Raw genomic sequence first — 23499 nt, forward strand, 5'->3', positions numbered from 1 at the left:
GATATGAATAGCGAGTTCAAACGGCAGGTCCAGCAATTTATTGCAGAAAGGGGAGACCAATATTGAAATCATTTATCAAATGGGTGATCTTTATAGTTATGACAGCCCTGACTCTCGTTGGCTGCAGCAGAGGTGGCAATTTCACCTCCAACAGAGCTACAGTCCCTGCCACGACCAAGAATATGCAAACTCTAACTTCAGCTACGTCTCCCCATTCAGCAATCTCTTTGACTATGAAGGAAAAGCTGGAGGATTTTGAATACATGTGGACCATTATGGAGGAGAACTACCCTTTCTTTGAGGTGAACAAAAGGCTGCATGGTAAGGATTGGTTGGCTGATAAGGACAAATACCGGAGTCAGATCGAGGCAACCGCAACGGATGAGGAGTTCTATAAAGAAATGAATATCACCCTTATGCAGCTGAATAACGGACACACTGGGCTGCTGGATCGAGCATTTTACAATCAACTGTTTAGCATTTATACTTCTCCTCAAATTTACGGTAGCGGTCCTTGGGCCGAGGTGCTAAAGCAGCCGAAAGTTCTGTCCCGCTATGGGCAGTCTCCTGCAGCTGAGCAGCAACGCTCTAACGAACAAGGTGATAGTGTCAACAACGCTACTGATCAAAGCGGAGCAAACGGCTGTGGGACAGGCAATATAAAAAAACTAATGATCCAGGAGAATGAAGCTGCTTACTTGGGAATCCGCAGTTTTGACACCAAGTTCATGAAGTGTGATGCTACCGAGATCCGTAACTTTTTGACACAGGTAAAAGACTACGATAGCTTGATTATAGATATCAGAGGTAATGGGGGAGGCAACAGCAGTTACTGGAGCAATTACATAGTACCTTTGCTTATCCAAGAACCTATTACCTACAATACGTACTATTTGTATAGAGGCGGAACTTTTGCTGACGAATTTTTAAATGCTCGGGGAATATTGTCGTTGGAACCCATCGCTAATATTGAGAATGAACATCTGCCCGCTCTGCCGCCTGAAGCTACTACTCTGTTCAAATCCTATACGAAAGAAACAAATGTTTTTGAGCCAGTGAATCCTGTTGGTTTTAAAGGGGATATTTATTTGCTTGTGGACAACTTTGTATTTTCTGCTTCGGAAGGCTTTGCGGCATTCGCCAAAGGAACCGACTTTGCTACGATTATTGGCGGTAGAACGGGCGGAGACGGGCTCGGAATAGACCCTCTATTGGTAGCTCTGCCGAACAGCGGATTTGTGTTCAGATTCTCCTTTCAAATGGGTCTTAGTTCGGATGGCAGCTGCAACGAGGAAGTGAAGACTACACCGGATGTAGAGGTCGACCCGGATACGTCCAAACCGTTGCTGAAACAACCTGCGATTAAGAAGGCCTTGGAGCTTGCGGCCTCCAGTTGAATGATCAAACGCTCTTTCCCTTGAGATCCAGTGTTGCTGGACCATTTGTTCTAATATATAATGGTTTAGATCGTACGACTTATCGGAGATCTGTTCCAAAATCAACTGAAAATAGGAGTTGTCATATAAATGGCTTTGAAAGCAGGAATCGTCGGGCTTCCTAACGTAGGGAAATCCACATTGTTTAATGCGATCACACAAGCGGGTGCAGAATCCGCGAACTACCCATTCTGTACCATTGACCCGAACGTTGGCGTGGTGGAAGTCCCGGATGAGCGTCTGGACAAGCTGACTGAGCTGGTTCAGCCGAACAAAACGGTTCCGACCGCGTTTGAATTTGTCGATATTGCAGGTCTCGTGCGCGGTGCGAGTAAAGGCGAAGGGCTTGGTAACAAGTTCCTGGCTCACATCCGTGAAGTGGATGCGATTGTTCATGTCGTACGCTGCTTTGAAGATGAGAACGTTACGCATGTCGACGGCAAGGTGAATCCGATCAGCGATATTCAGACCATTAATCTGGAGCTGATTCTTGCCGATCTGGAGAGCGTGGATAAGCGTATCGAGCGTGCACGCAAGAACCTTAAGGGCGGAGACAAGAAAGTTGTGCAGGAAGTTGAACTGCTGGAGCGTATCAAGGAAGCCCTGTATGACGATAAGCCTGTCCGCAGCGTAGAATTGACTGAGGACGAGCGTCTGATTATCCGCGACCTTCACCTGTTGACACAGAAGCCGGTATTATATGCGGCCAATGTCAGTGAAGAAGAAGTAGCGAGTGCGGATAGCAATCCATACGTACAGCAGGTGCGTGATTTTGCTGCTTCCGAGAATGCGGAGGTTGTGCCGATCAGTGCTAAGGTGGAAGCGGAAATTGCCGAGCTCGAAGGCGAGGACAAGGCGATGTTCCTAGAGGAGCTAGGTCTGGAAGAATCCGGGCTGAACCGTCTGATCAAAGCCGCTTACCGTTTGCTGGGTCTGTACACGTACTTCACAGCGGGCGTTCAGGAGGTTCGTGCTTGGACTATCCGTAAGGGAACTAAAGCGCCTGGCGCAGCAGGAGTAATCCACACAGACTTCGAACGCGGCTTTATTCGTGCCGAGGTTGTAGCTTATGATGATCTCGTAGCTGCCGGATCGATGAACGGTGCTAAGGAACGCGGACAGCTTCGTCTAGAAGGTAAGGAATATCTGGTGCAGGATGGGGACGTTATGCACTTCCGCTTCAACGTATAAGGAAGCAAAGGCCTATTTATAATAAAGGACAGCTTGGAGGTAGTGGTTTTCCTGGCTGTCCCCTTTTTATATAGAAAATATCCTGTGATCATGCCGATTCCCAGCGAAGTGAAGTGTAGCCAATTGCGAGGAACGGTGGTATAATATAAAGTCGTGTATATCTTTAGTTTACCGACATTTATTTCGCTTAAAAGATATTGAACTTTGAATCAGGAGAGGTGAATTCCCTTGTTGGACCGATTGCAATCCTTGGCGGACCGCTATGAGAAACTCAGTGAACTGCTTTGTGATCCGGATGTTGCAAACGACAGTAAGAAACTGAGGGATTATTCCAAAGAACAATCTGATCTGCAGCCCGCTTATGAGGCCTATGCTGAATATAAAAATGTAATGGAAGAGCTGGAAGCCGCGAGAATGATGCAGGCTGAGAAGCTGGACGATGAGATGAAGGAAATGGTCAAGATGGAGATCGATGACCTATCCTCGCGCCAGAGTGATCTGGAGGAGAAAATCCGTATTCTGTTGCTGCCTAAAGATCCTAATGATGATAAGAACGTAATCGTGGAAATCCGCGGCGCTGCCGGCGGAGATGAAGCGGCGCTGTTTGCGTCTGACCTTTACCGTATGTACACGCGTTATGCTGATGCACAAGGCTGGCGTATTGAACTGATGGATGTTAGCGCGAACGACCTTGGCGGATTCAAGGAAGTTATCTTCCTAATTAACGGCCGGGGTGCTTACAGCAAAATGAAATACGAAAGTGGCGCACACCGCGTACAGCGTATTCCAACCACAGAATCCGGAGGACGTATTCATACGTCTACTTCGACGGTGGCCGTAATGCCGGAAGCTGAGGATTTTGAAATTGAAATCCATGACAAGGACATCCGTGTGGACACCTTCTGTTCCAGTGGAGCAGGCGGTCAGTCCGTTAATACAACGAAGTCTGCAGTGCGCGTGACTCACGTGCCTACAGGCATCGTGGCTACCTGTCAGGACGGTAAATCGCAGAACTCCAATAAGGAGAAGGCGCTACAGGTTCTTCGTGCTCGTATCTCTGACATGAAGCGTCAGGAAGAAGAAGCGAAGTATGCTGGGGAGCGCAAAAGTAAAGTTGGTACCGGCGACCGCAGTGAGCGGATTCGTACGTACAACTTCCCGCAAAGCCGGGTTACTGATCACCGGATCGGCTTGACGCTGCACCGTTTGGAGCAAGTCATGAACGGGGAGATCACAGACATCATCTCGGCACTGTCGCTGGCAGAACAGACAGAATTGATGGAAAAAGGAGAATAATGCTTTGAAACACGACGTATATGTCATGCCTCGCGTGCAAAGCATCCGGGAAGCCTTTGCGGAGGCTTCTTCTTTTTTGAGCCGCAGCGGCTGCAACGAACCGCAGCGCAGTGCCCAGCTACTGCTGGAGCATGTGCTGGGCTTGTCCGGCGCGGCGTATTATATGGCGCTGGCGGATGCTTTTCCAGCGGATATCCGGGAAGCCTGGGAGACCGGGGTGACCCGCCGTGCATCCGGTGAGCCGGTGCAGTATATCATTGGCGAGCAGGAATTTTACGGCCGGGCTTTTGAAGTGACACCCGCGGTGCTGATTCCCCGGCCGGAGACGGAACTGCTCGTGGAAGCGATCCTGCGGTACGCCGGAGAGCTATGGCCGGCTGCTGCGCCGGGCGCAGCGGCGCACAAGGGCAGCGCGGCGGGTGGAGCCGCGCAAGAAAGCGGCGGCGCAGCCAAAGGCGCCGCACGTCCGCTGACCGCCGTCGATATCGGCGCCGGCAGCGGAGCGATCTCTGTCACGCTGGCGGCGGAAGCGCCGGCGTGGGTGGTCTGCGCCGGCGACATCTCGCCGGCGGCACTGGCCGTGGCCGGGCGCAACGCGCAGCGGCACGGCACGGCCGTGGACTTGCGGCTCGGCGACTTGCTCGAGCCGTTCGCGGGAATGGAGACGGATATTCTCGTCTCCAACCCGCCGTATATTCCCGGCGGTGACATCGCCGGGCTGCAGCGCGAGGTACGCGACCATGAGCCGCGCACGGCGCTCGACGGCGGCGCGGACGGTCTGGACCCGTACCGCCGCATGATGGAGCAGCTCCCGCTGCTCCCGGCTCCGCCGCGCCTGATTGGCTTTGAGCTTGGCTTCGGCCAGGCTGAGCAGGTGGCCGCGCTCCTGAAAGCTGCGGGTCACTGGAACGAGATCATCACCGTTGATGATCTCGCCGGGATTCCCCGTCATGTGCTGGGACTAAGAAGATAGCTCGGGAGCCGTTGTTATAAGTACAATGGCGACCGCTGGCTGCAAAGGATTTGTATTTTAAGTGAGCCGTCCCTTACAATAGACAATGGCGGCTGTTCAGTACATGATGAGTACCCGAAAGCCAGTAGAGAGCAAGGAGGCAGAACATGCTTCAGAAGATTAAAAAAATCGATGGCGTCGTCATAGTCGTTCTGTTGATCTTGATGTGCGTCAGTATTTCAGCCATATACAGTGTAACTCATGGGAGAGAAAAGCTGGACGGACACCATATCCAGATGCTGAAGTATTATGTGATCGGCTTTATTGCGCTGACCGGAATCACTTTTCTGGACTATAGAATATTAGTGAAGTACGCCTTATACGTATACCTCGGCGGTATTGGCTTACTGGTGCTTGTCAGCTTCATGGGCGAGACCAAAAATAATGCGCAGGGCTGGTTGTCGCTGCCAGGCGGCATGAGTCTTCAGCCTGCCGAGTTGTTCAAACTCGTGCTCATTCTTTTTCTGGCATCTGTGCTGGTGCGAAAGAATAAGAACAAGTTATCGTTCTGGCGTGATGTCATACCGCTGGCTGTGCTTACGCTAGTCCCCTTTCTAATTGTCATGACACAAAATGACTTAGGTAATGCATTGGCTTATCTTGTCATTCTGGTCGGGATGCTCTGGATCGGAAATATCAAGTTTACTCATGCGCTGATTGGACTGATCGTTATTGGGAGCTCCGCGGTTGCTGGGATTATGAGCTACATCCATTATCACGACGATATTAAAGTCTTTCTTACAGATATTGGTCGATCCCACTGGATCGAACGTTTTGATCCATGGCTTGTGCCTGATAAGGCCACGCCCAAAGCGAGCTACCATACGAAGAATGCCAAACTGGCTATTGCTTCTGGTGGGATGAGCGGTGAAGGATACATGAACGGTAGTTCCGTGCAGACGGATCGTGTACCATACACCTATTCTGACTCCATCTTTGTGCAGATTGCCGAGGAATTTGGCTTCGTGGGTTCCGCGCTGGTATTGCTGCTATATTTTATTCTCATCCATCGAATGATATTGATAGCCCTGGAAAGCAGGGATAGGGGAGGGCCATTCCTGATCGTCGGAATTGTCGCCATGATGCTCTATCAAATCTTTGAGAATATCGGGGCCTTCATCGGCCTGATGCCGTTAACGGGAATCACGCTGCCGTTCATCAGCTTTGGGGGAACCTCCCTGCTCATCAACATGGCCAGCATCGGTCTTGTCATGAGCGTACGCTTGCACGGACAAGAAGTAGAAGAGGATTTTCCTAATCCGAGCAATAACTATCAAGCACCTGCGAAGCAGGCATAGCTTTATAAGTAACATTACATCTGCTAAACCGCTGGAACTGTCTGAAAAGATAGTGCCTGGCGGTTTTTTTTGCGTTGTGTGAAGGGTTAGTGGGCTTCAAAGTGATGTGATGTATAAATTTGTATAATTCAGAGCGGGCATTTACAATAAATATACGAGCTACTCTTCTTTACAGTAAAACTAGTTTGCCTCCCCAACTAACGGCATTTTTGCATCTTATTTTTCGGAAAAGCACGCTGTACAGGGTATTCGGGAAGATTTAAGGTACAGAATTGCCGCTAATTACACTCCGGAGATCGTTAGGTGGATTTATCGCATGAAGGCGAATGATCTGTCGGGGGATGCAGGGGCTTTGAAAGAGTAGAAGTATGGTATAAGAGAAAATCTGTGGGCAATTCGACCGGTGGTCCGGGCATTCACCATAGTGACAACAGCGCCTTGAAGTGGATAGTGAGCTCTTCATATGAAGTAAGTTAGCCATAGCACGACATTGCTAGAAAAGTGCTGAAAATGAACGAGGATAAGGGGCAGATTGAACCATGCTGGAAAAATTGAAGAGAGTGGACCCTGTGATCGTTGTTGTGCTAATTATGCTGATGAGCATCAGTATATTTTCGATATACAGCGTTACAGTCGGGAGGATAAGCCCCTTGAAACTGGATGGTTTTCACCTCCAGATGCTCAAGTATGATCTCTTGGGGTTTATGGCTTTTATCTTGCTTGCCTTTGTGGATTACAAATTGTTTATCCGCTATGGGAAATACATTTATGCCTTGGGCCTTGGACTATTGGTACTGGTCATCTTCATCGGCAAAGAACAAAACGGTGCGCAGGGCTGGTTGAAGCTGGGGCAGCTAACATTGCAACCGGCCGAACTTTTTAAACTCGTTCTTATTCTGTTTCTGGCCTCATTCCTGTTGCGCAAGCAAGGGGCTGTTCTGACTTTCTGGAGAGGGGTCATACCCATTGGCCTACTGACGCTGATCCCTTTTGTATTAGTGCTTGTGCAGAATGATTTGGGAAATGCGCTCAGTTATATTGTAATAATGCTTGGTCTGGTATGGATCGGAAATATCAAATTCACACATGCACTGATCGGCCTGCTCCTGATCGGCGTTACTGGAGTCGGTCTCGCGCTGGGCTATATTCACTATCATGATCAAGCCGTGCAATTCCTCGGAGAGACGATTGGTAGAAAGCATCTGATTGCACGTCTGGACCCCTGGCTTGTCCCGGATTTGGCCACGGCAGATGCAAGTTATCATACCAAGAATGCTAAAATTGCTATCGCTTCCGGCGGTATGGGCGGGGAAGGCTATATGAACGGGGACTCTGTACAGGCCGGACGGGTACCTTATACGTACTCGGACGCTATCTTTGTACAGATCGCTGAAGAATTTGGTTTCTTGGGTTCTGCGTTTGTCCTGCTGCTCTTCTTTATTCTCATCCATCGAATGATTGTGATTGCGCTGGAGTGCCGGGAACGAAGTGGTACATTCCTGATAATTGGCGTTGCAGCTATGTTGCTATATCAGATTCTTGAAAATATCGGGGCGTTCATCGGATTGATGCCGCTCACCGGGATTACACTCCCTTTCATCAGTTATGGCGGAACTTCAGTGCTCATCAACATGGCTGCTATGGGCATTGTAATGAGCGTACATCTGCACGGAGGCGAGGCCCAGCCCGATTTACCTGTGCCTTCGGCTGGCTTGGCCAATTCCCGAATGCTAAAGGTTTAATTTGATAGATTACTAGGTTTGGCTTCTCTCTCTCTTGGACATACTGACGAATATGAGAGGTTAAGAGAGAGGGGCGGGCCGATATGAATAGCAATCCAGGTCATAAAGGAGATTCATTGCGTGTTACCTTTAAGTATACTGCCATTTTAATTTGTTTTTTTATGGTGATTCTCATGATGTGGGAAGGACAGAAAACGGATGCGGCCGTAGCTGAGTCGTCCATTCCTACGGAGTCGATCCGCCTGCGGATTCTGGCCAACTCGGATGGAACCCAGGATCAGCTTGTTAAACGTCAAATTCGTGATGCGGTGGTAGCCCAAATGAACCAATGGGTGTCTGGACTTGAGGACCCACAAAGTCTGGAGCAGGCCCGGGTCTTAATCCGTCGGCATCTGCCTGAGCTGAACACTTTGGTCGGTCAAGAACTAGAGCAGCGGGGCATCGATTATTCATATAATGTGGAGCTCGGCGTGGTTCCGTTCCCTACCAAAATGTACGGTGGCAAGGTGTATCCGGCTGGTGACTATGAAGCCTTACGAATTACACTGGGCGCGGGCAAGGGGCAAAACTGGTGGTGTGTCCTGTTTCCACCTCTCTGCTTCATAGATGCCGGGTCCGGGGATGCCGCAGCACCTGCGGCTGCCAAGGTGAAGACTGTATCTGCTGCCGGAGCGGAAGGTAAGGCTATCAACAAAGCTCTGGGTGAAAAGGCTGCGCAAGGAGACAAATCGACTACAGATCAGAATGGCGAGTCAGGAGAAACGCCTGCGGTGAAATTCTTCGTTTGGGAGCTGCTGCAAAACCTGTGGAACTGGATCAGTGGATTGTGGTCCTGAGGGCGGATATGGTAGTATTTTAAAAGCTGAGCGTCGCGGCTCCACAGGGTGGGGTCGTTTTTTAAAAGTTCAAAAGCAGCGTGATTTTGCCTGTTTTTATACGAAAATGCTCTGCTTGTAATCATTACTCTACTCTTTGGAAAGCTTGTGATATGTATGGAAAAGAACATCGAGACCAAGTTTGCCCTTCCACGGCAGACAGGAAATATAAAGGACACTAAGTACTGGAAGCTTCATCTGCTGAATGAGACGACAGAGGTTTCGCTAATAGAAAAAGAAGAAGATCATGCCACGATTTCTGCAACTGGGGCTTCGCTTATAGAAGAAGAAGCAAACCATGCTGCAATTACCGCAGCAGCAGCGCTTCTCCGGGAAGGAGGAACCGTAGCGTTTCCTACGGAAACTGTGTACGGCCTCGGGGCTGACGCCCGGAATACGGCAGCGGTTGAGGCGGTGTTCGCGGCAAAAGGACGCCCATCCGACAATCCGCTCATTGTGCATATCGCGGATCAGAAGGCGCTGGATGAATTGGTGGAGGAGGTTCATCCAACCGCGACAGCGTTGATGGAAGCCTTCTGGCCTGGCCCGTTAACGCTTGTGCTTCCCGTTCGGCCTGGCGTATTGTCCCCGAGAGTGACAGCGGGACTGGATACTGTCGGCATTCGTATCCCTAGTCATCCAGTGGCACTTTCACTGCTGCGTGAGGCCGGCTGTCCGGTAGCTGCGCCTAGCGCCAATCGTTCGGGCCGCCCGAGTCCGACGCTCGCCTCACATGTTATGGAAGACTTGAGCGGATTCATCGACGCTGTCGTCGATGGCGGTGCCGCCGGCGTCGGACTGGAATCGACGGTGGTACAGGTCCTGCCGGAAGGCACGGTGGCCGTGCTACGTCCCGGCGGAATCACCGCCGAGCAGCTGGCGGCGGTGGCTGGAGCGGGCGCTGTAGATACCGCGCCCGCCCATGCAGCCGAAACCGCAGCTGCGCCTGCGGTCTCGGCTGCGGGCCTGCCCGCTGGCGACAGCGCGGGCGAAGACAATGGCCCGGCTCCGCGTGCGCCGGGCATGAAGTACACGCACTACGCGCCGCGCGGCTGGCTCGGCGTTGTGCGCGGGTCTTCGCCGCAAGCCGTGGCGAAGACTGCGGCAGAGCTGCTGCAGGCGGCGCAGACTGACGGCGGGATCACGGGGCTGCTCCGCTTCGAGGAGCATGCCGCTTTCTATCCCGCCTCTCCTGCTGCCTGCGTGGTGTCCCTCGGCTCGATTCACTCGCCGGAGGAAGGAGCCCGCTCCCTATATGCCGCGCTGCGGCGCTTCGATGAGGCGGGAGCGACCTACATTCTGGCCGAGGCTTGTCCGGAAACCGGCCTCGGCGCTGCCATTATGAACCGGCTTATGAAAGCCGCCGGCGGAACTGTGATCGCGGTCGAGTAATCTCCCGCCCAGTGCCCATGCCCTTTTTCCCTGTTGTCATGTTTACCTTCTTGTCCGCATATTGTGGTTGTACAAGACATTTGCGATTTTGGGGGTATGGCCATGGGCTTAGGAGAGGTATATGCCGGTTGGGGACAGGTTGTAACGATTGCCATTATGGCAATTGCGCTGGGAATGGATGCTTTCTCCCTCGGAGTAGGGATCGGAATGAAAGGTATCCGCCTGCTGCATATCCTGCAGCTCAGCCTGCTTATTGCTTTCTTTCATGTGCTTATGCCTTTGCTCGGTCTAGTGACAGGGAGCTACGTCGGAAATTTATTGGGACAGGTTACCACCTATGCTGCCGGAGGGTTGCTGCTCCTTCTGGGCGGGCATATGATCTTTAATTCCTTTCGCTCGGGCGATGACAGTCCCAGGGTTTGGGATCATCGCACCTTTTGGGGGATGCTGTTGATCTCGCTCAGTGTCAGCGTAGATTCTTTTTCGGTAGGTGTATCTTTAGGGATGTTCGTGGACAGTATTCTACTGACTATACTGGCTTTTGGCATTTGCGGCGGGCTAATGTCGATTACAGGTTTGCTGCTGGGGCGGCATGTCAGTCGTGGGCTTGGTACGTACGGCGAGGCGATTGGCGGGGCGATCCTATTGGGGTTTGGCTTGCTGTTCATCTTCTGATACAATAACGGCACCGGAAGTATTCTAACTAATTATGTCTTCTGCCCATAGTTTTTGCCCAATCAAGTGATTTGAACGGTACTGAAAACTATGGCGGAATGAATTTAAATATTTATTGGGAGGTGGATAAACATGCTGCATATTTTATTCGTCTGCACCGGCAATACCTGCCGCAGTCCTATGGCAGAAGGGCTTCTGCGGAAGTATGCCAAGGCGCGCGGAGTGGAGCTGGAGGTGCGGTCTGCAGGAGTATCCGCCATTTCAGGCTCATCCATATCCAGACATGCTGCGGCGATACTGCGGGATGAGGGTGTGCTTGATCTCATGCAGTCCTCTCAGCTTACAGGTCAACAAGTAGCCTGGGCGGATCTTGTGTTAACACTGACAGGTAGTCACAAGCGGCATTTACTGCAATATTTTCCAGATGCCGTGACGAAGACATATACGCTGAAAGAATATGTACATGATGAAGCGTCAGTCACTGAAGATATCGAGGAGCTGGATAGCCTCTATGCAGAAGCAGAAATGTCCATTGCTCTTGGAGGGGAACCGGATGCTGCCGCACTGCAGCGGATCATCGAGATTCGTCAACGCATTCCGAGCTTTGATATTTCTGATCCCTTTGGTGGCAGTCGTGATGATTATGAGCTAACAGCTGCCGAGATCCGCAAGGCGCTGCATAGCCTGCTGGATAAGCTACAGTCTGTAAGACGTTTGTAAAGAAGGTTGATTTTCGGCTCTCTTTGCTTTAAGATGTAAGAAATATCGGTTCCGATGTAACTGGCGACAACTGTGGATCAAACCACGATGGAGCATCGGAATAAACGGCCGGTCGCCTGGGCAAAAGAGCAAATCCGCAGCTACCTGCGGACTGCTCTTTTTTGTTTGAAATAGATGGAATTATCTGACTATTAGATATGTATCCTTATATTTCTTACTTACAGATATGGGTGGTTTATAGCGTAATAAGAGTATCTGCCAGCCTCCGAAAGTCTTGGACTTTCGCTTCCTGGAGAGGTACAGCCGTATCTGTCCCTGAAGCGAAAGTGGTGATGATGAGGTATCGTCATAACATTTTAGGAGGTAGGGCAATGGATGAAATGAAGCAGAACAATTCTTGGGAAGAGCGCGCGGTTAACCCTGCAGGATCTGTCGGGGAAGAAGATCATTCTTCAGACAATGCACGCTTGCTCTCTGAGGCTACTGCCACTGTGGTTCGAGAGCTTGCTACGGCAGGGAAGCTGGGTCCCGGCAAGATTCTTGTAGTTGGAGCTAGCACCAGCGAGGTAGCCGGTGCCCGGATCGGGACTGGCGGAGCGCTGGCTGTGGCAGAGCAATTGCTTGCTGGCATTACTGAGGTAGCTGATGAACTCGGATTCCATCCGGTGTATCAATGCTGTGAGCATTTGAATCGTGCCTTGGTGATGGAGCGCTCTTTGCTGGATCGGTTAGGGTTACAGGAGGTTGCAGCTGTGCCGATTCCCGTCGCAGGAGGTTCGATGGCTGCTGCTGCCTATCGCTCCATGAAAGACCCTGTGCTGGCAGAAACCGTACAGGCTCATGCTGGTATTGATATCGGGGAGACGCTGATCGGCATGCATTTACGACGTGTGGCCGTGCCTTTCCGTCCTAGCCTGCGTTACATTGGAGAAGCTAGAGTGAACGCTGCATGGAGCAGACCTGCCTTGATCGGCGGCGAACGTGCCGTCTACCGGACACAGGAGCAAAGCGGAACCCCGCTCTGCGAATAACTTAATGGTTTTCACTAAACACAACATAAACACAATACTAGGGAGGAAATAAGAACATGGAACAATTGCGTAAGAGTGACCCGGCAGTACTGGAAGCGATGGGATTGGAGCTGAAACGTCAGCGCGCGAATATTGAGCTTATTGCCTCTGAGAATATCGTCAGCGAAGCTGTTATTGAAGCTATGGGTTCGGTGCTTACCAACAAATATGCTGAAGGCTACCCGGGCAAGCGTTTTTATGGTGGTTGTGAAGATGTAGACATCGTCGAAGATCTGGCTCGCGACCGTGCTAAGCAACTGTTTGGTGCAGAGCATGTCAATGTACAACCGCACTCTGGTGCACAAGCGAATATGGCCGTTTATTTGGCAGCCCTGAAGCCTGGTGACACTGTACTTGGTATGAACCTGGCTCATGGTGGTCACTTGACACACGGTAGCCCGGTTAATGCTTCCGGCTTGCTTTATAACTTCGTTGCTTACGGTGTGCAAGAGGATACTTTCCTTATTGACTATGATGAAGTGCGCAAAGCCGCTTTCAAACACCGTCCTAAATTGATCGTAGCTGGTGCAAGTGCTTATCCGCGTACCATTGATTTTGAAAAACTCGCTGCTATTGCCAATGATGTTGGCGCATTGTTCATGGTAGACATGGCTCACATCGCAGGTCTGGTTGCTGCAGGTTTGCACCCGAACCCAGTTCCACATGCTCACTTTGTAACAACTACAACACACAAAACGCTGCGTGGACCACGCGGTGGCTTGATCATCTGTAAACAACCTTGGGCAGCTGCAATTGATAAAGCTGTATTCCCAGGCACGCAAGGTGGACCACTGATGCATGTGATTGCTTCCAAGGCGGTTGCCTTCGGTGAAGCATTGCAGCCATCCTTCAAGACTTATGCCGAAAATGTTATCAAGAATGCTAAGGTATTGTCCGAGACATTGCTTGGTGAAGGCATTAACATTATCTCTGGTGGAACAGACAACCACTTGATGCTGATTGATACCCGCAACTTGGGTATTACCGGTAAAGAAGCGGAAAAGGTACTGGATTCCATTGGTATTACCGTGAACAAGAATGCTATTCCGTTCGACCCAACTAGTCCATTTGTAACTAGCGGTATCCGTCTGGGTACTCCTGCGGTTACTTCTCGTGGCATGGATGAGAAAGCGATGAGTGTTATTGGCCGGATCATTGCGAATGTGCTCAAGAATCCGAAGGATGAAGCGATCTTGACTGAGGCTGGCCGCCAAGTGGCTGAGCTGACAGATCAATACCCGCTGTACCCTGAATTGAAATACTAATCTGTATAATAATTTCAGTATTTGTACTGCCTTTCTGCCTCCGTGGGCCGGGATTCCGGCTCTACGGAGGTTTTTTTGTTGCATAATGTTCACAACTGGAAGATTGATTATGGATTGAAATGTATTGAAATCAATCATGAAAGTTCATGGAATTTTCAATAAAAAGCGTGATGAAATTGTGAAAAGTATGAAAAAGCTGAAGTTGTGCAGACTAAAGCACGTTTTCACAAGGTTGCAATAGACATTAGATGCATTTTAAATCCTTCCTCTGGATAATGATGTAATAATTGAACTGTTTTCGAAGAGTATTGTTGTAGTTTCTGTCGTAGGGTGAAAAGCGGCGGCGGTGATGATATAATAGATGAGATTTAGCCACAGAACAGGTGCAAAGCGCTTACTAGGGCTTGAGACTAAAGACTTTATAATTACCGGAGGGACAAGTTAATGGGAAAATTGGTGATTTGCGATCATCCTTTGATTCAACACAAACTGACATTTATTCGCGACGTGCGGACTAACACTAAGGAGTTCAGAGAGCATGTTGATGAAGTTGCCACATTGATGGCTTACGAGATTACACGCGATATTCCACTGGAGACAATAACCGTGCAGACGCCGGTTGCTGAGACACAAAGCAAGGTGATTTCCGGAAGAATGCTGGGACTGGTTCCTATCCTTCGTGCTGGACTTGGTATGCTGGAAGGCGTATTGAAGCTGCTGCCTGCAGCCAAGGTGGGTCATGTGGGCTTGTTCCGCGATCCGGATACGTTGCAGCCTGTTGAGTATTACGTCAAGCTTCCTACAGATGTGCAGGAGCGCGAACTGATTGTCATTGATCCAATGTTGGCTACTGGCGGTTCGGCCATTGCTGCTATTACTTCACTGAAGAATCGTGGCTGTACCCAAATTAAAATGATGAACCTGATCGCTGCACCGGAAGGTGTTGCTGCTGTGCATGAAGCTCACCCAGATGTGGACATTTATGTAGCCGCATTGGACGACCATTTGAATGAACATGGTTACATCATCCCGGGACTTGGCGATGCTGGTGACCGCCTGTACGGAACAAAGTAATCACGAATACTATAACTGAAGCTTATCTAGAAACAATTGCAACTATGGAGAAAGTGGGTAGGGGATATGTCCAAAATTAAAGTAATGACGATTTTCGGAGTGCGCCCCGAGGCGATCAAGATGGCACCCCTGGTTCTTGAGCTGGGGAAACATCCCGAACATATCGAATCTATCGTGTGTGTAACGGCCCAGCACCGTGAATTGTTGGATCAGGTGCTTGAGGTGTTCAAGATTACACCGGATTATGATCTGGATGTTATGAAAGACCGCCAAACCTTGAACGAGATTACCATTCGGGTGCTGGAAGGATTGGAGCCGGTACTTCGTGAGGCCAAGCCTGATCTGGTACTGGTACATGGTGACACGCTGACTACATTCCTGGCCAGTTATGCTTCATTCCTGCAACAAATTCAGGTGGGTCATGTGGAAGCAGGACTTCGGACCTGGAACAAACTCTCCCCTTATCCCGAGGAGATGAACCGTCAGCTGACAGGGGTTTTGGCCGATTTGCACTTTGCGCCGACAGACTGGTCCGCAGGCAATCTGAGACATGAGAACAAAAAAGAATCAAGTATTTATATCACAGGCAATACGGTAACCGATGTGTTTCAATATACCGTACAGCCGGACTACCAGCATCCTGTATTGGAATTTGCGTCAGGAAAAAGACTTATTTTGATGACGGCGCACCGCAGAGAATCACAAGGCGAGCCGCATCGTAATATTTTCCGGGCCGTAAAAAGAATCGCTGATGAGTTCGAAGATGTAGCCATTGTGTATCCTGTGCATCCGAGTCCAGCAGTTAAGGAACCGGCGCATGAGATCCTCGGCGGACACCCGAGAATCAAGCTGATTGATCCACTAGATGTCGTAGATCTGCATAATTTCTATCCGCATACCCACTTGATTTTGACCGATTCTGGCGGCCTGCAGGAGGAAGCTCCTTCATTCGGAGTACCTGTATTGGTGCTACGTGATACCACGGAACGCCCGGAAGGGATCGAGGCCGGAACACTGGAGCTTGTGGGGACGGACGAAGAGAAGGTGTATCAACGGACACATGCTCTGTTAACTGATCAGGAGCTCTATCAATCCATGAGTCAGGCCGCAAATCCATATGGAGACGGCAAGGCATCCGAGAGAATTGTCAATGCGATTTTGCATCATTTTGGAGTGGTTGAGGAGCGTCCGGAAGAGTTTCACAGAATGTTCACAAAAAATAAATAAAATCATTAAAACTAATATTCTGAATGAAATAAAATCAACATACAGTGAAACTGTACGGTTTATATGGTTTTGGAACGTTTTGCTGTGATTATTTTCATGTTTTCAAGGGTTTTTGAGCAATGTTCAACGAATTGACAAAGAGTCTGAGAATTCAGTAAAATTAGTTGGGATTGTAGCCATGAAACAGGAAAAAGACAGGGAAAGCCTTGGACGTACTGCTCTTGTCATTGGAAGTGCAGGTACCTTGTTAGCCGCTTACATTATTATAGGTTTCTTTCTCGCCAAATGGCTGAGAGACCTGATGGACGGTCACAATTATTGGCTGGCTATAGGCACGATCACCGGTATGATATTGGGGATTGTGAATGTGGTCCTGTTAATCAAAAAATTTTTGGGGGAGCAGAATGGATAATATGACTCCCATGATCAATACTGTCACCAGAGTGACCCTTGTCCTTATGGCAGGACTGGTAATGGGATGGGCTCTTCATCACGAGACCCGGACTGTTACCCTGGGCATGGCTCTGGGGCTGGTGGCGGGATTGGTAAATTTCCGATACCTGGCCGTTAAGGTCAGACGGGTAACGCAGAGTATTGCGAACAAGGAAGGGAATGCCTTCAATCTTGGTTTTGTCACACGGATTTGCTTCGCCATTTTGGTCACTATGTTCTCGGTCAAAATCGAGCATTTCTCGCTGGAAGCAACCATAGCCGGCCTATTTATTCCCCAGCTTCTCGCTATTCCTGCGGGAATATATCTGAGCATCAAGAAAAAAATGTAACCAGATTAAAGAGAAAGGGGGAGATGCTATGCATGCTATGCCGAAAATCATGCTTGGGGGAATTCCGATAGACTTGTCCGTCGTGCTGATGCTGCTGATCAGTTGTACAGTAGTGTTCGTTCTGGTCATGCTGTCGGTTCGTAATCTATCCGTGGAGAATCCTTCCAAACTTCAGAACTTTATGGAATGGGTTGTGGAGTTTGTACAGGGAGTCATTGGAAGTGCGATGGATCTGAAGAAAGGGAAGCCTTATATCTCTTTGGGACTAACCTTAATCCTGTTCATTTTCGTATCCAACTTGCTCGGACTGCCGTTTTCAGTCGTGACTGAGGCACATGGACCGGTTACTGTATTCGGACATGTGATTGAAGCTACGAAGAACCTTGCACATGGTGACCACGTTGAGATCCTTTGGTACAAATCGCCGACAGCAGATATCAATGTCACTGCGGGGCTGGCACTTATTGTGTTTGTACTAATGAACTACCTGGGCATCAAGCTCAACGGCAAGCATTATTTCAAACACTTTGTTGAGCCGTTTCCAATTTTCTTGCCGCTTAACATTATTGAGAACTTGGCCAAGCCTATCGCTTTGGCAATCCGGCTTTACGCGAACATTTTCGCGGGTGAGGTTCTGATTACTGTTATTCTGAAGCTGGGGGTTCTCAGTATACCGTTTCTGGCTGTATGGCAGGGCTTCAGTATTTTCGTTGGGGCACTGCAGGCGTTTATCTTTACGATTCTGACGATGGTATACATCGCGCAGATGACGATTCACGAAGAAGAAGCACATTAATGAGCTGTCGTGAAGACAAACGGCAGCCGCCGATCGTACCTTCGCGGGAGATATGTTATATCATTAAACACAATTTGAACCGAAATTAAAGGAGGATATTTACAAATGGAATTTTTGGCAGCAGCAATCGCGGTTGGTTTGGGCGCACTTGGCGCAGGTCTTGGTAACGGTATGATCGTTAGTAGAACGGTAGAATCCATCGCTCGTCAACCGGAAGCTCGTAACGCCCTGCAAACGACTATGTTTATCGGTGTAGGTATCGTCGAGGTTATTCCTTTGGCCGCAACAGTTATTGCATTCCTGATCATGTTTTCTTAATAAACCGTACCTACGGTTTGGCGGGGAGGGCAAGTGCCATCCGCGCCTTACTTTTGTATACGTCCGCAAGACGCGGTAATGGAAGGGAGTGACCTCAGTGGATATCGTTTGGACAAATATCGTTTTTTCAATCGCTGCGTTTTTGATTCTATATTTCCTGCTGAGCAAATTTGCGTTCAGTAAATTGTTCGGGATTATGGAGAAACGCCGTGAGCTGGTAATGCAGCAGATGGACGAAGCGGCGAAGACCAGAGAGCAGGCGGTCGCGTACGTGGAAGAGCAAAAGCAGGCGTTGAACAACGCACGCCAGGAAGCTCAGAACATCATCCAGCAATCCCAGATCACGAGCAATCAACAAATGGACAAGATTCTGGAGCAAGCCAAATCCGAAGCTTCTCGCATCAAGGACGAGGCTGTCCGGGATATCGAGAACGAGAAGAACAAAGCTGTCGAAGAACTTCGCAGCGAGATTGGTACAGCATCCGTACGGATTGCTTCCAAGCTGATCAAGAAAGAAGTAAGCGCGAGCGGCGAACAGGAGCAGCTTGTTGATCAATACCTCAAAGAGGTAGGAGGCAGATCATGAGCCGCGATACGGTAGTTGCGGGACGCTATGCCAAAGCGCTGTATAGCGCTGCGGTAGAGAAAGGAATTACGCTTCAGGTTGAAGAGGAGCTCAAGGCGGTAGTCGAAGTTCTTCATAACGACCAGGAAGTGAAACGCTTTATCCTGGCTCCACGCATCTCGCAATCCGACAAACTGAAAGTGCTGCGTTCTGTGCTTGAAGACAAGCTTTCACCGACCGTATTGAATACGGTTGAGCTGCTTGTGTCACGGGGCAGAACCGACATTTTTGCCGATCTGCTGGAAACATATATCAAAATTGAAGGAGACGCTCTCGGAATCGGAGATGCCACTGTATATTCAGCTTATTCGCTTAGCGAAGATGAGAAGGCAGCGGTAGCAGCCGAATTCGGTCAACTGGTGAATCGCAAGATTCGTGTGAAGAACGTGGTTGACGAGAGTGTGCTCGGCGGACTGAAGGTTGTTATCGGCGACACGCTGTATGATGGCAGTTTGTCCGGCAAGCTGGAACGTCTCGAGAAATCTTTTAACGATAAGCATAGAAGATAGGGGTGAGGATATTGGGCATCAGACCTGAAGAGATCAGCACTTTGATCAAAAGTCAAATTGAGCAATATAAAACCGATATCGAAGTTGCCGAGATTGGCACCGTCATTCAAGTCGGCGACGGTATCGCCCGTGTCTACGGTCTGGAAAACGCAATGGCAGGCGAATTGCTGGAGTTCTCCAACGGTGTAGTAGGCATGGCGCTCAACCTGGAAGAAAGCAACGTCGGTGTTGTTATCCTGGGTGAGTACAAGGAAATTCGTGAAGGCGATCAAGTGAAGCGTACAGGCCGCATTATGCAGGTACCGGTTGGCGAAGCCCTGCTGGGTCGTGTCGTGAACGCACTTGGACAGCCGCTCGATGGCAAAGGTCCAATCGCAACGACTGAATTCCGTCCTGTAGAAAACAATGCACCAGGTGTTATCGACCGTAAATCGGTTCACGAACCAATGCAAACGGGTCTGAAGGCGATTGACGCAATGGTGCCGATCGGCCGCGGACAACGTGAGCTCATCATCGGTGACCGTCAAACTGGTAAAACCGCAATCGCAATCGATGCCATCATCAACCAAAAAGGCAACGGCATGAAATGTATCTATGTTGCCATTGGACAAAAGCAATCCACAGTAGCACAGGTAGTGGAAACTCTCCGCCGCCATGGTGCGCTCGAATATACCATCGTTGTAACTGCATCGGCATCCGAACCTTCTCCATTGCTCTTTATCGCTCCGTACGCAGGCTGCGCAATGGGTGAGTACTTCATGTACAAAGGCGAGCACGTATTGGTTATCTATGATGACCTTTCCAAGCAAGCTTCCGCATACCGCGAGTTGTCCTTGCTGCTCCGTCGTCCACCGGGCCGTGAAGCTTTCCCAGGTGACGTATTCTACTTGCACTCCCGTCTTTTGGAACGTGCAGCGAAGCTTAGCGATGAGCTTGGTGGTGGTTCATTAACCGCGTTGCCGTTCATCGAAACACAGGCTTCTGACGTATCGGCTTACATTCCTACGAACGTAATCTCGATCACTGACGGCCAAATCTTCTTGGAGTCCGACCTGTTCTACTCCGGTCAACGTCCGGCGATCAACGTCGGTATCTCCGTATCCCGTGTAGGGGGATCCGCACAGATCAAAGCTATGAAGAAGGTTGCCGGCTCGCTCCGTCTGGATCTGGCCCAATACCGTGAGCTTCAGGCGTTCTCCCAGTTCGGTTCCGATCTTGATAAATCTACGCAGGCCCGTCTGAACCGCGGTGCTCGTATGATGGAAATTCTGAAACAGGGCGTGAATCAGCCGCTGTCCGTTGAGCATCAAGTAGTCAGCTTGTACACGGCTGTTAAAGGTCATTTGGATGATATTCCTGTCAAAGATGTTAGACGCTTCGAGAAAGAGTTCCTGGCATTCGTAGACAGCAGCGCTTCCGAGATCCTCAAGTCTATCACGGATACGAAGGATTTAACTGCGGATAACGAGACTGCATTGAAAGAAGCCATTGAGAAATTCAAAAGAGGTTTCGCGACTAGCTAAACCTTGATGATAAAGCTCCTTGGTTTGCGAGAGTAATGCCTGCAGAGCTTGTTAATAGAATGATTTCAGTGAAATTGAGCTTTGACGGTGTCAAAGCTCAAAGATTATACTTGCGAACTTTGCTTTGGCTTCGTCAAAGCAAAGTAGATGCTTACGAAGATAGCTTTGACTTCGTCAAAGCTTAGCAAATGCTTACGAAGTCAGCTTTGACTTCGTCAAAGCTTAAAGGTGGTGAAATCATGGCAAGAAGCATGCGTGATATTAAACGTCAAATCAAAAGCGTTAAAAACACCAGACAGATCACCAAAGCGATGGAGATGGTAGCTGCCTCCAAGCTCAGAAAAGCGCAGGAGAAAGCCGAGGCTGCCCGTCCTTATTCAGAGAAGCTGAAAGAGGTCGTAACGAGCATTGCCTCCGGTTCGGAAGGCATTCAGCATCCCATGCTGGTCAGCCGTCCTGTTAAAAAGACAGGATATCTCATCGTCACTTCGGACAGAGGTCTGGCCGGTGGATACAACGCCAATATTTTGCGTAAGGTGACTATGCTCATCGCAGAACGCCACAAGTCGAAAGACGAGTACGTTTTGTTCGTTATTGGCCGCAAAGGCCGTGACTTCCTGCGCCGCCGTGAGTACCCGATTATCGAGACGGTAACCGAGCTTTCTGATACACCGAAGTTTGCGGACATCAAGTCCATTGCCAACTCGTCTGTTCAGAAGTTCGTAGATGGTGACTTTGACGAACTGTATGTATGTTACAACCGTTTCGTTAATGCCATCACTCAAGTTCCGACCGTTGATCGGTTGCTGCCGATGGAGACAGTGAGCGAAAAAGATCATCATGAAGCCAGTGCCAACTATGAATACGAGCCTTCTCCTATGGGCGTTTTGGAAGTGCTGCTTCCGAAGTATGCCGAGACTCTGATTTATAGTGCAATACTGGACGGCAAAGCTAGCGAGCTGGGTGCAAAGATGACAGCGATGGGCAATGCAACGAAGAATGCGTCGAAAATGATCGGGGATCTTACCCTTACGTACAACCGTGCTCGTCAAGCGGCAATTACGCAGGAAATCACCGAGATCGTGGCCGGGGCAAACGCGCAGTCTTAAAATATATAGGGTGTTAAGCATCGCTTAACATTAGCTTATATTTTACGAGAATCGGGTGCCGCCAAAGCGATACGAGGTATCGCTGCCTTGTAGAGCTTAAGTTCTTCAAGGACGGCACTGTCGTTTCTCCTTAATGTAATAGCTTTCGAGGAGGGAAACTAAGATGAACAAAGGACGCGTTGTAAGCATTATGGGTCCGGTTGTGGATATTGAATTTGAACGCGGCCAGTTGCCCGAGATATTCAACGCCATTAAAATTGAGACCAGCCTGGAGAATGACCGCAAGATCGATTTGACGCTTGAGGTTTCCAATCATCTGGGTGACAATCTGGTACGTTGTATCGCTATGTCTACTACAGACGGGCTGGTACGCGGGCTGGAAGCTATCGACCAAGGAGGACCAATCTCGGTTCCTGTTGGCGAAGTGACACTGGGCCGTGTATTTAACGTACTCGGAAATCCAATTGATAACGGCGCAGAGATTGTAGCTGAGCAAAAGGATCCGATTCACCGTCTGGCTCCGACGTTCGATGAACTGTCTACCCAAGCGGAAATTCTGGAAACTGGAATCAAGGTTATCGACTTGCTTGCTCCTTATGCTAAGGGTGGTAAGATCGGTCTGTTCGGTGGTGCCGGCGTAGGTAAAACCGTAACGATCCAGGAATTGATCAATAACATTGCTCAAGAGCACGGCGGTATCTCCGTATTCGCGGGCGTGGGCGAGCGTACTCGTGAAGGTAACGACTTGTACCATGAAATGACGGACTCCGGCGTTATCAAGAAAACAGCGATGGTGTTCGGACAGATGAACGAGCCTCCGGGCGCGCGTCTGCGTGTAGCACTGACTGGTCTTACTATGGCGGAATATTTCCGTGATGTGGAAGGCCGCGACACGCTGCTGTTTATCGATAACATCTTCCGCTTTACTCAAGCAGGTTCTGAAGTATCCGCCTTGCTCGGACGCATGCCTTCCGCGGTTGGTTACCAGCCAACGCTGGCAACGGAAATGGGTCAATTGCAAGAGCGTATTACTTCGACGAAAAAAGGTTCCGTTACTTCCATTCAGGCTATTTACGTGCCTGCGGATGACTATACTGACCCTGCTCCGGCGACAGCATTTGCTCACTTGGATGCTACAACTAACTTGGAGCGTAAAATCTCTGAAAAAGGGATTTTCCCTGCGGTTGACCCACTGGCGTCCAGCTCGCGGATTCTCGCACCTGAAGTTGTTGGCGATGAGCACTATAACGTGGCTCAAGGCGTTAAGCAACTGCTTCAACGTTACAACGAGCTTCAGGACATCATCGCAATCCTCGGTATGGATGAGCTGAGCGAAGAAGACAAGGTGATTGTAGCCCGCGCTCGTAGAGTGGAACGCTTCTTGTCTCAGCCTTTCCACGTGGCCGAGCAGTTCACCGGTTTCAAAGGCAAATACGTGCCAATTAAAGAAACGGTTCGCAGCTTCAAAGAGATTCTGGATGGTAAGCATGACGATCTTCCGGAAGCGGCATTCCTCTTTGTAGGTACGATTGAAGAAGCAGTCGAAAAAGCGAAATCATTGTAA

At 49.7% G+C, this 23499-nt stretch carries 23 protein-coding genes and 1 riboswitch; all 23 genes read left to right on the forward strand.

Features of this window, described 5'->3' with window-relative positions:
* Window positions 1-62: 62 nt before the first annotated feature.
* The 23 genes from ACFORK_RS12320 to atpD all read left to right on the forward strand — a co-directional run bounded on the left by ACFORK_RS12320 (window position 63) and on the right by atpD (window position 23499).
* On the forward strand, window positions 63-1397 hold the full coding sequence (locus ACFORK_RS12320; protein WP_379199172.1) for a S41 family peptidase: 1335 nt from the start codon (window positions 63-65) through the stop codon (window positions 1395-1397).
* A 129-nt stretch (window positions 1398-1526) separates the two neighbouring features.
* A complete protein-coding gene (ychF, locus tag ACFORK_RS12325) occupies window positions 1527-2627 on the forward strand; it encodes a redox-regulated ATPase YchF (protein ID WP_379199174.1) in 1101 nt (366 codons plus the stop codon).
* 228 nt (window positions 2628-2855) lie between these two features.
* Complete coding sequence (gene prfA, locus ACFORK_RS12330) at window positions 2856-3923, forward strand: peptide chain release factor 1 (RefSeq protein ID WP_379199176.1); 1068 nt, start codon at window positions 2856-2858, stop codon at window positions 3921-3923.
* 4 nt (window positions 3924-3927) lie between these two features.
* Window positions 3928-4896, forward strand: coding sequence for a peptide chain release factor N(5)-glutamine methyltransferase (gene prmC, locus ACFORK_RS12335; protein WP_379199178.1), 969 nt, complete (start codon window positions 3928-3930; stop codon window positions 4894-4896).
* Window positions 4897-5042: 146 nt separating this feature from the next.
* On the forward strand, window positions 5043-6233 hold the full coding sequence (locus ACFORK_RS12340; protein WP_379199180.1) for an FtsW/RodA/SpoVE family cell cycle protein: 1191 nt from the start codon (window positions 5043-5045) through the stop codon (window positions 6231-6233).
* Window positions 6234-6772: 539 nt separating this feature from the next.
* Window positions 6773-7975 (forward strand): FtsW/RodA/SpoVE family cell cycle protein, encoded by a 1203-nt coding sequence (locus ACFORK_RS12345; RefSeq protein ID WP_379199182.1) that lies wholly within the window; start codon window positions 6773-6775, stop codon window positions 7973-7975.
* An 83-nt stretch (window positions 7976-8058) separates the two neighbouring features.
* The gene (gene spoIIR / locus ACFORK_RS12350) at window positions 8059-8811 is read left to right on the forward strand and encodes a stage II sporulation protein R (RefSeq protein ID WP_379199184.1); all 753 of its coding nucleotides are present in this window, start codon (window positions 8059-8061) and stop codon (window positions 8809-8811) included.
* A gap of 156 nt (window positions 8812-8967) precedes the next feature.
* A complete protein-coding gene (locus ACFORK_RS12355; protein WP_379199186.1) occupies window positions 8968-10242 on the forward strand; it encodes an L-threonylcarbamoyladenylate synthase in 1275 nt (424 codons plus the stop codon).
* Window positions 10243-10344: 102 nt separating this feature from the next.
* The gene (locus tag ACFORK_RS12360) at window positions 10345-10917 is read left to right on the forward strand and encodes a manganese efflux pump MntP (protein ID WP_379199188.1); all 573 of its coding nucleotides are present in this window, start codon (window positions 10345-10347) and stop codon (window positions 10915-10917) included.
* A 132-nt stretch (window positions 10918-11049) separates the two neighbouring features.
* Window positions 11050-11637: a low molecular weight protein arginine phosphatase gene (locus ACFORK_RS12365; protein WP_379199190.1), complete on the forward strand. Its 588-nt coding sequence runs from the start codon at window positions 11050-11052 to the stop codon at window positions 11635-11637.
* A gap of 46 nt (window positions 11638-11683) precedes the next feature.
* A riboswitch (ZMP/ZTP riboswitch) is annotated at window positions 11684-11766 on the forward strand.
* 242 nt (window positions 11767-12008) lie between these two features.
* Window positions 12009-12668 (forward strand): TIGR01440 family protein, encoded by a 660-nt coding sequence (locus tag ACFORK_RS12370; RefSeq protein ID WP_379199192.1) that lies wholly within the window; start codon window positions 12009-12011, stop codon window positions 12666-12668.
* A 56-nt stretch (window positions 12669-12724) separates the two neighbouring features.
* Entirely contained in the window at window positions 12725-13972 is a 1248-nt protein-coding gene (locus tag ACFORK_RS12375) for a serine hydroxymethyltransferase (RefSeq protein ID WP_379199194.1), read from the forward strand.
* Between the two features lie 444 nt (window positions 13973-14416).
* On the forward strand, window positions 14417-15046 hold the full coding sequence (upp, locus tag ACFORK_RS12380; protein WP_066379093.1) for a uracil phosphoribosyltransferase: 630 nt from the start codon (window positions 14417-14419) through the stop codon (window positions 15044-15046).
* Window positions 15047-15112: 66 nt separating this feature from the next.
* Window positions 15113-16273, forward strand: a complete 1161-nt coding sequence (gene wecB, locus ACFORK_RS12385; protein WP_379199197.1) for a non-hydrolyzing UDP-N-acetylglucosamine 2-epimerase — start codon at window positions 15113-15115, stop codon at window positions 16271-16273.
* 178 nt (window positions 16274-16451) lie between these two features.
* Window positions 16452-16685 carry an AtpZ/AtpI family protein gene (locus tag ACFORK_RS12390; RefSeq protein ID WP_066379089.1) on the forward strand — a complete coding sequence of 78 codons (234 nt, stop codon included), beginning with the start codon at window positions 16452-16454 and terminating at the stop codon, window positions 16683-16685.
* 10 nt (window positions 16686-16695) lie between these two features.
* A complete protein-coding gene (locus ACFORK_RS12395; protein WP_379199199.1) occupies window positions 16696-17055 on the forward strand; it encodes an ATP synthase subunit I in 360 nt (119 codons plus the stop codon).
* A 28-nt stretch (window positions 17056-17083) separates the two neighbouring features.
* Window positions 17084-17851, forward strand: coding sequence for a F0F1 ATP synthase subunit A (atpB, locus tag ACFORK_RS12400; protein WP_379199201.1), 768 nt, complete (start codon window positions 17084-17086; stop codon window positions 17849-17851).
* Window positions 17852-17956: 105 nt separating this feature from the next.
* Window positions 17957-18169, forward strand: coding sequence for a F0F1 ATP synthase subunit C (gene atpE / locus ACFORK_RS12405; protein ID WP_039877624.1), 213 nt, complete (start codon window positions 17957-17959; stop codon window positions 18167-18169).
* Window positions 18170-18266: 97 nt separating this feature from the next.
* Window positions 18267-18755, forward strand: a complete 489-nt coding sequence (gene atpF / locus ACFORK_RS12410; RefSeq protein WP_379199204.1) for a F0F1 ATP synthase subunit B — start codon at window positions 18267-18269, stop codon at window positions 18753-18755.
* Window positions 18752-19303 (forward strand): F0F1 ATP synthase subunit delta, encoded by a 552-nt coding sequence (locus ACFORK_RS12415; RefSeq protein ID WP_379199206.1) that lies wholly within the window; start codon window positions 18752-18754, stop codon window positions 19301-19303. The genes atpF and ACFORK_RS12415 overlap by 4 nt, the downstream gene beginning before the upstream one ends.
* An 11-nt stretch (window positions 19304-19314) precedes the next feature.
* Window positions 19315-20826 (forward strand): F0F1 ATP synthase subunit alpha, encoded by a 1512-nt coding sequence (atpA, locus tag ACFORK_RS12420; protein ID WP_379199208.1) that lies wholly within the window; start codon window positions 19315-19317, stop codon window positions 20824-20826.
* Between the two features lie 239 nt (window positions 20827-21065).
* Window positions 21066-21935 carry an ATP synthase F1 subunit gamma gene (gene atpG, locus ACFORK_RS12425; RefSeq protein WP_379199210.1) on the forward strand — a complete coding sequence of 290 codons (870 nt, stop codon included), beginning with the start codon at window positions 21066-21068 and terminating at the stop codon, window positions 21933-21935.
* 163 nt (window positions 21936-22098) lie between these two features.
* The gene (gene atpD / locus ACFORK_RS12430) at window positions 22099-23499 is read left to right on the forward strand and encodes a F0F1 ATP synthase subunit beta (protein ID WP_379199212.1); all 1401 of its coding nucleotides are present in this window, start codon (window positions 22099-22101) and stop codon (window positions 23497-23499) included.

The sequence above is a fragment of the Paenibacillus sp. GCM10012306 genome (genome assembly GCF_042649265.1).
Lineage (GTDB): Bacteria > Bacillota > Bacilli > Paenibacillales > Paenibacillaceae > Paenibacillus_AQ.